Source organism: Allobosea sp. 2RAB26 (assembly GCF_052115465.1).
Classification (GTDB): Bacteria; Pseudomonadota; Alphaproteobacteria; order Rhizobiales; family Beijerinckiaceae; genus Allobosea.
Window position 1 is genome coordinate 1 of the sequence record NZ_JBFRGS010000017.1, and the last position, 12,957, is coordinate 12,957.

Genomic DNA, 12,957 nt, shown 5'->3' on the forward strand with positions numbered 1-12,957 from the left:
ATCGCCGCCAAAGGCGCCCTTCCCCACGCCTCTGCTGGGGCTGCTGCGATATGTGAGGTCTCCGCAGCCCCAACAGAGGCTCCGTCGAGACCGTGGCTGTGACATTTCTAAATTGCGAAACCCTGAGACATTTCAAAGCTGTTGCAACAAAACCCGGGAGCGAAACGCATCATCTGGTGTATCGAGCATGGCTCGACATACTACTTATGGATGGCTGCCCCACCCTTGGCCCGTGCCGCAGCGTCGCCTAAGCTTCGTTCCGGAGGATGACATGAACGAAGTCACCCGCGCCGCGTTTGATCGGCTGCTCGGACATGCCCGCAGCGATACCGGGCAAGCCCGCCGGGTCGCCAGTTTCGTCCTGGCGTGGTGGAACGCGGACACGTTCGGCGGCTTCGACCTTGCCGACCTCTTCGCCGTCGATGCCGCGATCGCGCAGGATATGTCCCGCGTTTTCAACTACCTGGCGACGCGCTCCAATGGCACCTACCCCGACGATCGCCGGCCGCAGATCGAGGAGATCATCCGGCGCTGGCACCCCCAGATCTGGGCCCGTTCACAAGCCTGAATGTCGGGATCGAAACCGCTCCCAACGCTTGTCTCGCGACACCCATCCGGATTTACTCGCCCGGCCCCTTGTGTCCGGTTTTCGCGGAAATCCGTGGTCTTCGAGCCATGAACGGACGATTTCCTGCCCGACAAACCCCAAGCCGATCACGACCTCGAGGCGCAGCGCCGCGACTTCGTCAGGGCGCGGATGCTAGCCTCTCGGCCGCGGCCAGTCCTCGTGTTGCGCGCTCCATAAGGCATTGAGAATGCGGCTCTCCTGGTGCCGCTCGAGGCAATAGCTCCGCAGATCTGCCATAGTCCCTCTCCCTGCGATCGAGACTAGCGTCAGCGGCCGACGGCTTGAACCTGCATTCGTGTGTGACACGTACCGGGGCCAGACCCCGATAAACTCACCCAATTTCCCTAAAAGGTGCTCGAAATTGGCGCCTACGCTCCAGCTTTGTGGATTCGTGCAAACCCCGCGGTGGCTGACGACACTCCGCTTCGAAGCGACGATTCCGCTGGCGGCATCTGCTGGCTGAAGCACTGGCAGCTGCCGCCGGCGTTCCCCAATAAAGACGGACGCTCCATAGACGGGCTTGAAGACCCCATTGAGCCTCCCTCCCCGCCAAGGACCAGGCCCTGCCCCGAGCTGACGGCGTTGCCCGCTCAGGGCGCCTGAGAAGCCCCAGGCAAGGACGGCAGAAACCCCCGCAAATGCGCAGCCTCACAGGGGCTGCCTCCCACCAAGGACAGGCCCGGAATGGGCCTCATTTCCCAAAATAAAAAATAGGCTCAATACCTCAGTTTTTATGCAGGCCTTCGCCAGCATCAAAAACTGAGTGACGCCTTCGCGTCATTTCGGTCTCCGACAGCCCCCAGGACCACACCACTTCCATCCTCTTCCGACCTTGATGCGCGCCTGCGCACGCCAGCCCTGCCTTCGCCCGGGCCTGGTCGGTTTCGGATGTCGTTTGGCCGCCCTTCGGCGGCTCTTGAATGGCGGTCTAGCGCCTGCGCGCTCATGGGGCTTGGAGACGTAGACTGGCCTCGAATTAAGGCACAGAAATTCGCGTGTCCGACGCCTCATGACGAGGCTACGGGATAGGCGCCTTGGCCTTCGCCAAAGAGCCTCCCGTGACCCTTCCGCGTGCCTGCGCACGAGCGAATTTTGATGCCTTATTGGTCGCCCTCATCGGGCTCCTAACCCTGGCCAGTGAGGCTGCTTCGCTTCCTCAGGTTTGCTGCCGCCATCCGGCGTCAGAAGCTATCGCTTGAGGCCCGCGAGCCGGGCCATTTTCACTAACGGTTTCGTTCTGCGAACCATCAAACCGTGCTGTCTCCCTTGGCTGTCCCTTAGGACGCCTCTGGCACTCTCCAGCCTGGAGGACCAGCAATGTCGTTCCGACGAGACTTGGCCGGCATGAGTTCGGCCCAATGGGCAGTCGTCTGCGTGTGCACCTTCATCGTCTCGATGGGGGCCGCACTCGGCTTGCTAACGCCCTCCCCTAACCGGCTGGATCAGATCCCGGCGACGCTACTCGATCCCCTGTCTTTGAGATCAAACCCGCGCCCGAACGAGATCGAGGTGATCCGCCCAGCGACTGCAGGATCCAGCCAGGCGCAATCTTCCTTCCCGCTATGTGGGCGGGGCGCCGGCGACTGCGTCATCGACGGTGACACCTTCCGGTTCCGCGGCGAGAAGATCCGGATCGCTGACATTGACGCGCCGGAAACAGGCAGAGCCAAATGCGCCGACGAAGCAGCTCTCGGTCAACGGGCCACCTTGAGGCTGGCCGAGTTGCTGAGCTCGAGGCCCTTCCGATTGGAAGCGATTGGCAGCCGGGACGTAGATTCGTACGGCCGCAAACTTCGTATAGTCGCGAACGGCGGTGGTTCGATCGGCGCTCAACTCGTCGACGAGGGCTTTGCCCGACCATGGAATGGCGGCCGACGCCCCTGGTGTTAATTTCCGCTCGCCACCGTGGGAAGCTGATGTCTTTCGGCCCCTCCTGGATCAGCAGGACCGCAATGGTGGGAGAAAAGTCTGCCAAACGAATGCTCCCGCAAATGGCGCCCTCTCGGACCCGCCGCTTACCGCAACTGATTGGCGGCGAATAGCAAGACGGCTGCATCATGTCCGGGCATTGTCCTGTGATGATGCGCAACCAGCCCACGCCCCGCGACCGAAACGTAGGCTTTCTGCCGCGGTATCGCTGGCGGCCAATTCCGGTCGCGGCGGTGATTCCGACGATCATCGTCTGGCTTGTTGTCCTGTACTGGGCCGTCCTGGTTTAAATCTGATGGCGGCGTCGTGAACTGACCAGCGGCGCTCGATACCCTACTCTGCCAGTTACGTTTCGTTGGGGCGCTGACCTATGAGGTTTCGCTTCGGTCATTCAGTGCGTCTGTTTCCTGGTGTTCGGCTGACGTTCAGCGAAACCGGCATCAGCGTTTCCGCGGCTGTAAGCGAAACCACCTCCAGACCTCTCGACAGTTCCCTGACACTCGAAGCCGAACCTTCCGAGTTCCAACGTCCCCGCGAGATACCCAGCAAGGCGATCGCGCGGCTGAGAAGTTCGGATCTTCAGGGTCTAAAGGACCTGATCAATGATGCTGCTCATCAGAAGGCGGCCCTCCAATCGGACTACCGGGCAGCGCTCAGAAGCCGCATGGCAGCCTGGAGCAAGCTACGCCGGCGCGAACAGCTCCCGCTGAGATGGTTCCTGAAATCATCGATCCCAAGGCTCTGCGGGGCCTTTGAAGAGTCCGAGAGCGAAGCCAGGAAGGTGCTGTCTGCGCTCTCAGCCAGCGAAATCAAGGTTGAGATGGAACTCGATCAGGATGCCCGGAGCGCTTGGGCCGAAGTGGAGCACTCCCATGCTGCCTTGGCTCGCTCTGACTATCTCTGGGACGTAGCCTCGTCGAGCGAGGACGAACGGGCCAAGGAGAGACCCACTTCTTCGTCGGCCGTCACACGATACCAGGTTCGGCTGCATCCCATCTTGGATGGAATTATCTCAGGCTCTCCTGGGGTCCGCCTCGAGAACGCAAACGGAGACAATCTCGATATCTTCGGCGGCTTCGTCCTGATGCGCTCAAAAGGCGCCAGCGATTACGCCGTGATCGATTTCTGTGAAGTCTTTGTCGAAGCGACAGATATCCCGTTCATCGAAAATGAAGCCGTTCCCGCGGACGCGCAGGTGATCGACCATGTATCGGCCATATCCAACAGGGATGAATCATCCGATGGACGTTTCAGGGGCAACGACCAGCTTCCGATCGTCAAATATGGCCAGATCACCATCACCAGCGGAAAGGGGCTCCATGAGGTATTTTTGGCAAGCAACTGCGAAGCGGCATTTCGGTTTGCAGATGCGCTCGCGGCTTTCAAGTCGGCTCTGATCCGTCAGGCGGCCAATCCACAACCCGGCGCCGCTCCGCCGCCTCCCATGCGATTTGCATCGACCTCAGAGCCTGAGAAACCCCTGCCCGAACTCCACCGGGTCTGCGGCGCCTATGAGCTCATCCTCATTCCTGTCGCGCTCGCTGTCGCACCCATTTTGGTGTCTTGGCGGCAACAACCTCCGAGCTCGCCCCCAATCATCGCCGCTCTGCGCTCGAACCCTGCGGAAGCGCGCATAACCGGCCTCCCCTCAACCAACGTCTCGGCCGCGCCAGTGAGGCCCGGCGCTCCGGCTCAACAGATTGGAACCGTCTTGACGAACCCAGCTCGGACACGCGAGCGGCTCGTTCTCCTCCAGCATGCAAACGTCCGATCCGGACCTGTGCGATCCTCCTCATCCCTGCGCGTCGCTCCGAAAGGAATGGTCGTTACCGTTTTCAGGCGAGACGGACGATGGATAGAGGTCGGGGATGACCAGCCCTGGGGCTGGGTGAATATGGTTCTCCTGAAAAAGACCTGACAACTCAGGTTTTCAAGGCCGTCCCTGCGCTTAAAGAGGCGCATAAAGGCTTGTTCGACGGGGCACCGAGTGTGGGGTCTGAATCTGGGCCGGTCCTGAGGAATTCGCCGAATGGCACCCCGTCTCGGCTATCTGTTGTACTGGGTGGCGTCATGGATCGCCGTGATCGTGATCACCGCTGGGATCACCGTCTGGCTCTACTTCGCTCGCCCGGACAAAGACCCCCTTGGATTGGCAATCGCTGGCACGGGCATCATTATTTGGGTCGCGGCTCGTGCGGTCCGATATTGGCTTGCCGGTCGATAGACGCCGTACGCGAACCGTTCGACTTTATTGGAGCCGGACCGATGCCTGACGAACGCACCGAACTCGCGGTCGAAGCAGCTGCGAGAGCCTTCCATGAGAACGCCCGCGAGAAGCGGCAATTCCAGTGGGAGCAGTCGTCCGAGGAGTGGAGGCGGGACATCCGGGCTTTCGTACGCCCCATGGTCGAGGCCGCCTTACTCGCCTCTGATGCTTTCCTGGCAACCGCAATTCCCAAGACACCAAAGCCAGGAGACATTGGGTGACGGAAGCCAGCATTCACCCGCGAAACTGCCGCCCGGTTGCCCGGTAAGCGGCGAACGCTGGCCCCCACGGGCGGTCCGCGTTTTAATTTCATCGGCGCCGTCGGGAATGTGCCTTCCGGGTCCGCTGACTGTCCCCATCCGGCTGTGTCGCAGATCATCCCGACGCACGGACACCCAAGCAGGGATCCTCCGTTCCGATCAATCGACTAGCGAGTTGGAAGAACTCTGTCCGACGCGTAGCGGTTTGGCTGACCGCGTACGGTCCTTGCCTAGGCCGGTCGCTTCGAGAAGCCCCTTCCGCTTGGCATCGTAGTAGTACCCGCTCCGATAGTAGTGGCCGGCGCGGGCCTGGTCGCGATCGGCCACAAGCCAGGCTCCCCGCAGATATTTGAGCCCATAGGTGAGATTGACCTCGGGATCGAGCAACCCCGCTGCCGACCCGGTGTAACCCATGCTGCGCGCCGTAGCGTGCTTGATCTGCATCAATCCAAAATGACCACCGTTCTGGGCGGTTGGGCGAAAGTTGCTCTCGCGCTTGACGATTCGCCGGACCCAATCCGAGGGGAGTTTGTAATGCGCTGACTTCTGCTCGATGATCCGGTCGATGCCTGCGCGCGCCGGGCCGCCTGGCGACCGCGGATCAACGGACTGTTCACTGGAGTAAGCAAGTGGTTTCGCTGCCTCCGCGGACGCGTCGTCCGTAACGATGCATCCTCCAACTCCGGCAGACAGTAAGGTGATACCGGCTGCAACGAGACGTCTTTGCCACGGCAATCTGACCTCCATCAGCTGATGAACCTGCTCACGGGGACGCCAACTCAAGGCACAACCGAATGTAGGCGCGATCCGAACAGGTGACGTGGCGCCTGAGTCGTCTCATGCAGCCCAACTTGGATTTCGCGGCTATCATTCTGGCTCGGCGTCGAGAACCGGTGCCTGGTGCCCTTCACCGCCTTCAGCGAGTTCAACCGTGAAGCGGGAGGCGATGTCTGGTTCGCACTCGGGGAGGACAGACCGCTCGGTTTCTTCGCAGGCATCTGGGCACCGCAGTGGACCAGCGTCCGCAAGATGAAGTCCGGCGAAGAGACAATCGACGTTTTCGCCTTTCTCACGACCGAGCCGAATGCGGAGGTGCAGCCGATCCATCCCAAGGCGATGCCGGTGATCCTGACCAATCCTGTCGATCTGGAACTCTGGATGTCCTCGCCATGGGAAATCGCAAAGGGTCTTCAAAGGCCGATGCCTGATGGCTCGCTGCAGATCGTTTCACGCGGCCATAAAAAGGACCCTCCGGAAGCCAAGGCCGAGCTCTTCGAGGAGACCCTCCTCTAATTAATGGCCTACCTGCGCAGCGCAGCTGTGAACGCCATTACCAACGCAGGCAGGCGCTCCTTCCAGGTGGGCAAGACAAGACAAGCATTGGCCGATTTCTGTCCTTGCTTGACCAAGCTGCCGATCGTCAGCACCATACGGCACAGCACGACCTTGCCGTGACAATCTTCGGCGGCAGGAGGTGAGGGTAGCGGATAGGCCGACACTTATCCAAGGCTCCCCGGCACCCCCTTCCCCGGGTGACACTGCCGGGTGCAGGAGACCCCGTAGCGCCAGGGCTCTCCCAAACTGGTGTCTACGGGGTTTTTCGCCAGATGTGTCAGGCGCCGACCGAACGGGATCGCCGCCGATGGAAAGCTGCAGCCTCCGCGGCTAGCGGCGATCATGTTCCGAGGAATGTGCCCCAGGCCGGTATCCCGTCGTTGAAACCGCTCGGCGCGGATCGACCGGCGCTGGAGGGTTCCTTGGGAGCGCAGGCGCACCCACTGGCTCTTGTGACGTGATGTCGACAATCTCCCGCGTACCTGCCTTCACCAGTACGGCGGTTGTTGCAATCAGCCTTTACCTCCAATGTGTTATCGAAAAGCACGGAGACAATATGATTTTGTTCGAACAGCTCGCGTCCCGCATCAAAGGGCCTATGGCCGAGAACGAAGATTGGTGGCACCTCTGCTACGAGACCGACACTAACGAATTCTACGTCCAGCACGAGTGGAGCCACGTCCCCAGTAACGGGGTGCAGCTGAATAGCGGCACCGAAAAGCATGATGCAAAGACATGGGTAGGCCCGGGCGCCGAGCTCATTCCGAATGCCAGGAACCTGTTGCTGGAGCGGGCGAACGACATGCGAAAAGCTCAAAAGCGCCCCGTGGCATGATCGCAAACGCCCTCTGCCAGACCATGCGGGGCGGGCTGTAGTGGGAGTTTCCAGATGGGCCAGATCATTTCAGCAAGTTGCGAGGCTTGCCATCTACAACGCGACGTCGTGATCGGGGGAACTAGGACGGCGTTTCGAGAGCACTCGGCTTGGCCGTGCCACTGCACGAACTGCGCCGACCTTACCTCAGTGAACCTTCAGGTGGTGCCGTACCGTTGTCTCAGATGCGGATCAGAGGCGGTTGTGAAGTACGGCGATCCCGCAATATCCGACGTGTCTGGCCGTACTGTCGCGTCCTGGGATAAGGACACGCTTTCGAGCGGCCTTCATCTTTGTCCCAGCTGTGAGAAGCGAACGCTGAGGTTTGGTGATGGTGTTCTACAGCGGCCCCTTCGCATGTTCGACTAAACCGCGCGGTTTTTCGAGACGGCGGTCCTAGCCGGCGACTGAACCTACAATATCAAGCCATCGATCAACTGGTCGGTTCACTTAGTTTCGCTACTTGGTTCTACGCGCTGGAACAGCAGAGACTGCGTCAGCACCCTGTCGAATTTCTCGCGCCGGCAGTCAGTTTGATCGAGCTTTCCCGAACTGATGCCGGTCATGAAGATCCGAGACGTCTCCTCGCGTTCACTGGCGCGCTAGCTGCGTGAACTTGGATGGCCTTTCGCGAATGTTTACGGTGCTCATGGCCCGGTCGTTTGGGCTGCCGGGGCGTTAATCGTAGCGATCGCCAGCTCGTCGCTGCTGGGGGCTGCCAAAACAGCAGCGACCGGTGCGGCGGCCGCAACTGGCGGCGCGGCCGCTCTGATCAGTCAGCAAGCGGCCCCCCTGGGTTCGGCCTTGGACGCCAGTTTGCCAGGCGATGCCCAGCGGCACCTAGATCGGCGGCCGCACATAAGGCGGAGCTTCGGGATCGAATTGCGTCCAACCTTCCCGCTCATAGGTGGTCCGGCGGTCGACCGCATCGATCGGTGTCGCGCCGTCCATGACTGCAACGATCGCCGGAGCCTGTTCCTCGTTTGCTCGAACAGCCACAACGCTGCCGCCACGCCTCACCGCCTCCGCATAGTAGTGGGCATCCTGCTGATCGACGCCAGACTTCGTCAGAGCGCCTACGAGGCCGCCGGCGACGGCACCGGTCGCAGCCCCCGCGGCAGTTGCGGCAAGCCAGCCAGCCGCGACTACAGGGCCAATGCCGGGGATCGCAATCAGGCCGAGCCCAGCGAGTAGTCCGGCAGCACCGCCGATCAAGCCGCCGACCCCGGCGCCCTCCCCTGCATGGTTCTCGCCATCGACATCCGCTCGGCGGCCAACAAAGCTAATATCGGAATCGACGACGCCGATATCTTTCAGCTTTCGAACTACGGATTCAGCTTGATCGTAGGTGTCGTACGAACGAGTGATTGTCTGGATCATGTGAGAGACCCTCTCAGTTGCGCGTGATATTGCCTCGCCAATCGAGGCTCACGCCGCCTGGCCGCCATGGCTCGCCCTGCCGTTGAAGACGCCAATGTCGTCCTTCCTGAGTTCTGACACGGCACCCATTGGCCTCGAGCCGGCTCTTCGCCTGGCCCTCGGTGAAGCTGTTTGAGCCGGTCAGCAGCGCGGTGGCATCGAAACAGCAATTTTTCTGTGCCCAAGAAACGGCACCGATAGGCACTTGTTCCATGGAAGGGATTGCGCGCATTCGCCCCTAGACCGAAGGCCAGGAGCCAAACCGGGCGGCACCACCAACGCGATGGTCACATACGCGCGGTCGCTAGAGGTACACGACAAGATCGGTTCGCCAATGAGGAACCACAGGATTATCGCGTTCAAAATTTGGACTGAGCATTGCACTTCTAAGTATCAATAGGTTAGAAGATAATTTAGCGAAATGTTTATTTTAGGAATCGCCATGAACGAAGAAAACGACAATGTAATTGAGCTGACGGCGATGGTTGTTTCGGCCTATGTCGCGCATAATAACCTCCCGTCCGGGGATCTCGTGGCGCTAATCTCGAGCACCCACTCCGCGTTCACGCAGCTCGGCGCCAAACCCGAAGCCCCGCCCGAACCTATCGTACTTGTGCCGGCGGTTCCGATCAGGAAGTCCATAACGCCGGACGCCATCATCTGCCTGGAAGACGGAAAGGCGTTCAAATCTCTCAGGCGCCACCTGGGGACGGCCTACAATCTCACCCCTGAACAGTATCGCGCCAAATGGGGCCTGCCTCCCGACTATCCAATGGTCGCACCCAACTATTCCCAGGCCAGGGCGGCTCTCGCAAGAGCGTCAGGGTTGGGACGAAAGGCCAAAACTGAACCGGTCCCTCCCGTCGCTGCGAAGCCTGCCCGGGCCAAGCGTGGCTCGAAATCCGAGCCCAAGACCTGACGCATCCAAGGCTTGTTTGGAAATCGAAGCGCCGCGACGTCGATTGCATGAACTCGACGTCGCGCCATTCCGACACGCTTTCCCTCAACTGGGCGACGTTCGGAAGGCTCAGACAACATGAGCTTCTCATCCCCGAGAAGCACCGTATGGATCGCGTTAGTTCACGATAGGATTTCACCCGCCGCAGTTGCCGGGGATTGCCGGACGCTTCCCCCGTGATGCATGCAGCGCCGGCCACGCGATCTGGAACTGACGGAATGGAGTGTTGGATCCGGTCCGCGTACCTTAAGGCGTAAGGTCACATGCGAGCGACGGAGCGTCCTCCGTACTGCACACGACGATTATCTCGTATTCGCCACTGGCATTGGAAAACTGTTCCACTAATCCGAGCCCGCCAGGCAATGCGGATCTGGAAACCTCGCCTTTCGATGTCGAGGAACGGAGCCCAACGATTGGACGAGAGACGTCCAACGCGATCACGTTATCGCCCTGCGCTCTTACGGAAATTCGGGATGTCGGCTTAGTCAATTTAATACGGTATACGTATAAATGCCATGAATCTCTTGGAAATGGGCCGGATTGAGAGATGATATGAAATCTAGCGGGATCTCCCGTTTCGGTTATGTTATTTCTTTTCGAACTTGCCGCACGTGAACTGCGCTTTCTTCCGAAATTCAAGTAGAATCCTAGCGCGATGAACAGCAATGGAGGCACGTATGTCGCTAGCAGGCGCAAAATCTCCGGAGACAGTCCTTGTGGGATCGACGGCTTGATCCAGTCGAACACTCGATCCCCGAACTGGCGGTCAAGCACCCCGTAAACTACAGAGAACAGGTACGGCCAAACCGCCTTGGCGGCACTGAGGATGCTGCGCATTTCCGAACCGCCACCACGACTGCCTTCAGATACTTCTAACTTCACATGAAGGAAGTGTTTCTGCGGCGACCTGTTGTTGGCTGGCTGGCGGATTCGTCGAATGGGTAACGGACCGCTTGCCCGTCGGGCAAAATCCACTGTCGTCCCCTAAGCCTGGGGTGCCATTCCCGAATGACGCTACGCTACGCGACGACCGAGCCGTAGCCTGACAGCAGTGGCAAAAACGCGACCGTTCCCGGGAGGTATCGCTCCTTGCGCCTGCCCGGCTATCACTGTGCACGATCCACGGCATTAGCGCAGGTCGGTCGGACAATGGCACCTACTTGGCGAACTCTTTTTCGATCTCACCGCCCGTCGTGGGATCAATCACCAGGCGATAGCCGCTCATGCTATGCGCCAGAATGCCGGCCTCACTTAGGCTGGCGTCGATAAACGTATCAGGCATGCTCGGTAAAGCCGCCCGCCATAGCGCTCGGCCGGTTTTGCCAATGCAGAGCAGGTTCTCGAAGAGATTGGCCCTGCTGGATTCGGGATCTATCAGGACGATGCATCGCTCCGGGCCGAATGGGATAGCGGTTTTGATGGGTGCACCCCGATAGAGGCCTTTCACAGCCAACGGCCCGTCACCGTTCGCTACGACGATGAAATTGCCATTCGCCGTGAAAACAATCGCTCCCATTGCCCTCCCCGATTACTCTCGCGGCTTCAGAGAATGACTCGGGGCGGGCTATTTGTCTCTCGAAACCGTCTGCATTGCGTGGTGACGACTTCACAGCCGGGGCACCGCAAAGACACAGCGTCCGACAGAGTTAATTGGGTCGCCATTCTTCCTGTTCGAACTCGTTTACATCGATCATTGGCTACGCAACCATCGGGATCATTGGCCGGGGGGAGACGAATCAGAAGGGAACTGGCCCATGCCGGACCGGACGGTCGCGATCGTTGACGATCACCCATTGTTGGCCGAGGGCGTTGCTACACTACTGAGACGATGGGGCGGTTTCACGCTCACTGCGACGGGGAACGTCGCGGATGATATCCTGTCGATCACCAAGACCCATCAGCCCGATTTTATGATCGTCGATCTGAGCATGGCTGGGGATGTCTTTCAGGCTATCTCCGACACATTGAAGATCGCTGCTGAGACCAGAATTGTCGTATTCACAGCCTCAACCAGCACGGATGATGCGATTGCGGCTCTGAACGCAGGCGCCAAGGGCTACGTTCTGAAGGGCAGCCCTTCCGACGATCTCTTTCAGGCTCTAAATGCAGCGCAACGAGGCGACGTGCATGTCACCCCCTCCTTCGCCGCCAAGTTGATTGGCGCGTTGAAAGACCAGAACCGGGAGCGCCAGAAGCCAGCCAGCGATAGGCTCAGCGTCAGAGAGGAGCAGATCGTAAGGCTGCTGCTGCTCGGGAAGATGAACAACGAGATCGCCCACGAACTTTCGCTCAGCGCCAAAACCGTCAAGGGCTACATGACGAACCTGATGGTCAAGATGCATGTCCGAAATCGACTTGAGGTCGTCATCGCGGCGCAAAAGCACATCCCGCCGCCGAGCGGCACATCGGTCACACGGATTCGGCCATAGAACGCCGCCCGAGTTGAGCCCGTTAGCGTCATCGAACCATCGCGCGCATTATCTCAAGTTCCGTACTCTCTTACGAGCAGAGCGGGTACTCACGGTGGTTCGTGCGAGGGATCTCGAGATGCACCCTGCTTCCAATATCGCAGCGCTTATGAACGGTCAGCTTCGCAGATTGCCGCTGCATCTGCTGCATCATTTTTCTGGCGCCGGACATAGGCCTTCACGTAGGCCGGCATCAGCCGCACATCATGACCACAGCCGATTAGCCTACGCGCCCAATGATGGGCGGAGCCACAAGCTTCAAGCCCGACCAGGCATGGCGGTAGTTGCTCGAAGAAGGGCAAGAGGTCCCGACGTCTGATGGCTCTCGTCAGCAGCACACCGCCCGAGCCGTCGACCACGTGAACCTGGAAGATCAGCTGCCAAATCGAGACCTACCGTTACAGCCGCGGACAGGTCGGTGTGCTGCTTGCGCATGGATGGGGCTCCTCGGAATGGTCCGTGATGGCAACGCGCCTGCCCTAAGAATGGTGCCGGTGCAGGCGCCGTCCATCCCATCAAGAGAGCCTGAGGGCTCTGGCGAAGCGCTATGGCATCAACCAGAAGACGGTGGCCAAGTGGAAGAGACGGAGCTCGACGGCGGATCTCAAGACCGGTCCACCCGAGATCGAGGAGGAGGCGGTCATCGTCGCCTTTCGTCGGCATACTCTGCTGCCGCTCGACGATTGCCTCTATGCTTTGCAGGCGACGATCCCGCATCTGACGCGCTCATCATTGCACCGCTAAGCCTGCCGGCTGTTCGCTGCGATGCCGGGCACAAGCCAGGTCATTCGGCACTTGACTGATATCGCGCGCAAGACGT

At 59.9% G+C, this 12,957-nt stretch carries 12 protein-coding genes and 3 pseudogenes; 10 read left to right on the forward strand and 5 right to left on the reverse strand.

The features are described from left to right. The first annotated feature begins 271 nt into the window (after positions 1-271). The 5 genes from AB4118_RS26415 (at position 272) to AB4118_RS26435 (ending at position 5,044) form a co-directional block, all read left to right on the forward strand. Complete coding sequence (locus tag AB4118_RS26415) at positions 272-568, forward strand: DUF7673 family protein (protein WP_441492537.1); 297 nt, start codon at positions 272-274, stop codon at positions 566-568. Positions 569-1,972: 1,404 nt separating this feature from the next. Further along, positions 1,973-2,518 carry a thermonuclease family protein gene (locus AB4118_RS26420; protein ID WP_441492538.1) on the forward strand — a complete coding sequence of 182 codons (546 nt, stop codon included), beginning with the start codon at positions 1,973-1,975 and terminating at the stop codon, positions 2,516-2,518. Between the two features lie 409 nt (positions 2,519-2,927). Then, positions 2,928-4,475 carry an SH3 domain-containing protein gene (locus AB4118_RS26425; RefSeq protein ID WP_441492539.1) on the forward strand — a complete coding sequence of 516 codons (1,548 nt, stop codon included), beginning with the start codon at positions 2,928-2,930 and terminating at the stop codon, positions 4,473-4,475. A 111-nt stretch (positions 4,476-4,586) separates the two neighbouring features. Continuing rightward, a complete protein-coding gene (locus tag AB4118_RS26430) occupies positions 4,587-4,781 on the forward strand; it encodes a hypothetical protein (RefSeq protein ID WP_441492540.1) in 195 nt (64 codons plus the stop codon). 41 nt (positions 4,782-4,822) lie between these two features. Continuing rightward, on the forward strand, positions 4,823-5,044 hold the full coding sequence (locus AB4118_RS26435) for a hypothetical protein (protein ID WP_441480352.1): 222 nt from the start codon (positions 4,823-4,825) through the stop codon (positions 5,042-5,044). A 198-nt stretch (positions 5,045-5,242) separates the two neighbouring features. Here AB4118_RS26435 and AB4118_RS26440 read toward each other — a convergent pair whose 3' ends face one another. Next, complete coding sequence (locus AB4118_RS26440; protein ID WP_441492541.1) at positions 5,243-5,830, reverse strand: transglycosylase SLT domain-containing protein; 588 nt, start codon at positions 5,828-5,830, stop codon at positions 5,243-5,245. A 126-nt stretch (positions 5,831-5,956) separates the two neighbouring features. On the opposite strand from AB4118_RS26440, the pseudogene AB4118_RS26445 reads away from it, so the two are divergent. Further along, positions 5,957-6,376 (forward strand): annotated as a pseudogene (locus AB4118_RS26445) (SOS response-associated peptidase family protein); the annotation flags it as partial. Positions 6,377-6,384: 8 nt separating this feature from the next. Here AB4118_RS26445 and AB4118_RS26450 read toward each other — a convergent pair. After that, positions 6,385-6,582, reverse strand: a complete 198-nt coding sequence (locus AB4118_RS26450; protein WP_441492542.1) for a hypothetical protein — start codon at positions 6,580-6,582, stop codon at positions 6,385-6,387. Between the two features lie 392 nt (positions 6,583-6,974). Between AB4118_RS26450 and AB4118_RS26455 the strand changes: the two genes are divergently transcribed. Beyond that, positions 6,975-7,253: a hypothetical protein gene (locus AB4118_RS26455; protein WP_441492543.1), complete on the forward strand. Its 279-nt coding sequence runs from the start codon at positions 6,975-6,977 to the stop codon at positions 7,251-7,253. Positions 7,254-8,132: 879 nt separating this feature from the next. On the opposite strand, the gene AB4118_RS26460 is transcribed toward AB4118_RS26455, so the two are convergent. Then, positions 8,133-8,669, reverse strand: coding sequence for a hypothetical protein (locus tag AB4118_RS26460; protein WP_441492663.1), 537 nt, complete (start codon positions 8,667-8,669; stop codon positions 8,133-8,135). Between the two features lie 484 nt (positions 8,670-9,153). Here AB4118_RS26460 and AB4118_RS26465 point away from each other — a divergent pair, with 484 nt between their 5' ends. Next, a complete protein-coding gene (locus AB4118_RS26465; RefSeq protein WP_441492544.1) occupies positions 9,154-9,630 on the forward strand; it encodes a Ros/MucR family transcriptional regulator in 477 nt (158 codons plus the stop codon). 1,195 nt (positions 9,631-10,825) lie between these two features. On the opposite strand, the gene AB4118_RS26470 is transcribed toward AB4118_RS26465, so the two are convergent. Next, positions 10,826-11,185, reverse strand: a complete 360-nt coding sequence (locus tag AB4118_RS26470) for a DUF7957 family protein (RefSeq protein ID WP_441492545.1) — start codon at positions 11,183-11,185, stop codon at positions 10,826-10,828. Between the two features lie 238 nt (positions 11,186-11,423). Between AB4118_RS26470 and AB4118_RS26475 the strand changes: the two genes are divergently transcribed. Then, entirely contained in the window at positions 11,424-12,098 is a 675-nt protein-coding gene (locus AB4118_RS26475) for a LuxR C-terminal-related transcriptional regulator (protein ID WP_441492546.1), read from the forward strand. 158 nt (positions 12,099-12,256) lie between these two features. On the opposite strand, the pseudogene AB4118_RS26480 reads toward AB4118_RS26475, so the two are convergent. Next, positions 12,257-12,572 (reverse strand): annotated as a pseudogene (locus tag AB4118_RS26480) (IS110 family transposase); the annotation flags it as partial. Positions 12,573-12,653: 81 nt separating this feature from the next. Here AB4118_RS26480 and AB4118_RS26485 point away from each other — a divergent pair. Then, positions 12,654-12,878 (forward strand): annotated as a pseudogene (locus tag AB4118_RS26485) (IS481 family transposase); the annotation flags it as partial. Between the last annotated feature and the right edge of the window lie 79 nt (positions 12,879-12,957).

Excerpts from the sequence above, each read along its gene's own strand:
- AB4118_RS26415 (WP_441492537.1), top strand. The coding sequence starts at position 272 with ATGAACGAAGTCACCCGCGCCGCGTTTGATCGGCTGCTCGGACATGCC.
- AB4118_RS26420 (WP_441492538.1), top strand. The coding sequence starts at position 1,973 with ATGAGTTCGGCCCAATGGGCAGTCGTCTGCGTGTGCACCTTCATCGTC.
- AB4118_RS26425 (WP_441492539.1), top strand. The coding sequence starts at position 2,928 with ATGAGGTTTCGCTTCGGTCATTCAGTGCGTCTGTTTCCTGGTGTTCGG.
- AB4118_RS26430 (WP_441492540.1), top strand. The coding sequence starts at position 4,587 with ATGGCACCCCGTCTCGGCTATCTGTTGTACTGGGTGGCGTCATGGATC.
- AB4118_RS26435 (WP_441480352.1), top strand. The coding sequence starts at position 4,823 with ATGCCTGACGAACGCACCGAACTCGCGGTCGAAGCAGCTGCGAGAGCC.
- AB4118_RS26440 (WP_441492541.1), bottom strand. The coding sequence starts at position 5,830 with ATGGAGGTCAGATTGCCGTGGCAAAGACGTCTCGTTGCAGCCGGTATC.
- AB4118_RS26455 (WP_441492543.1), top strand. The coding sequence starts at position 6,975 with ATGATTTTGTTCGAACAGCTCGCGTCCCGCATCAAAGGGCCTATGGCC.
- AB4118_RS26465 (WP_441492544.1), top strand. The coding sequence starts at position 9,154 with ATGAACGAAGAAAACGACAATGTAATTGAGCTGACGGCGATGGTTGTT.
- AB4118_RS26470 (WP_441492545.1), bottom strand. The coding sequence starts at position 11,185 with ATGGGAGCGATTGTTTTCACGGCGAATGGCAATTTCATCGTCGTAGCG.
- AB4118_RS26475 (WP_441492546.1), top strand. The coding sequence starts at position 11,424 with ATGCCGGACCGGACGGTCGCGATCGTTGACGATCACCCATTGTTGGCC.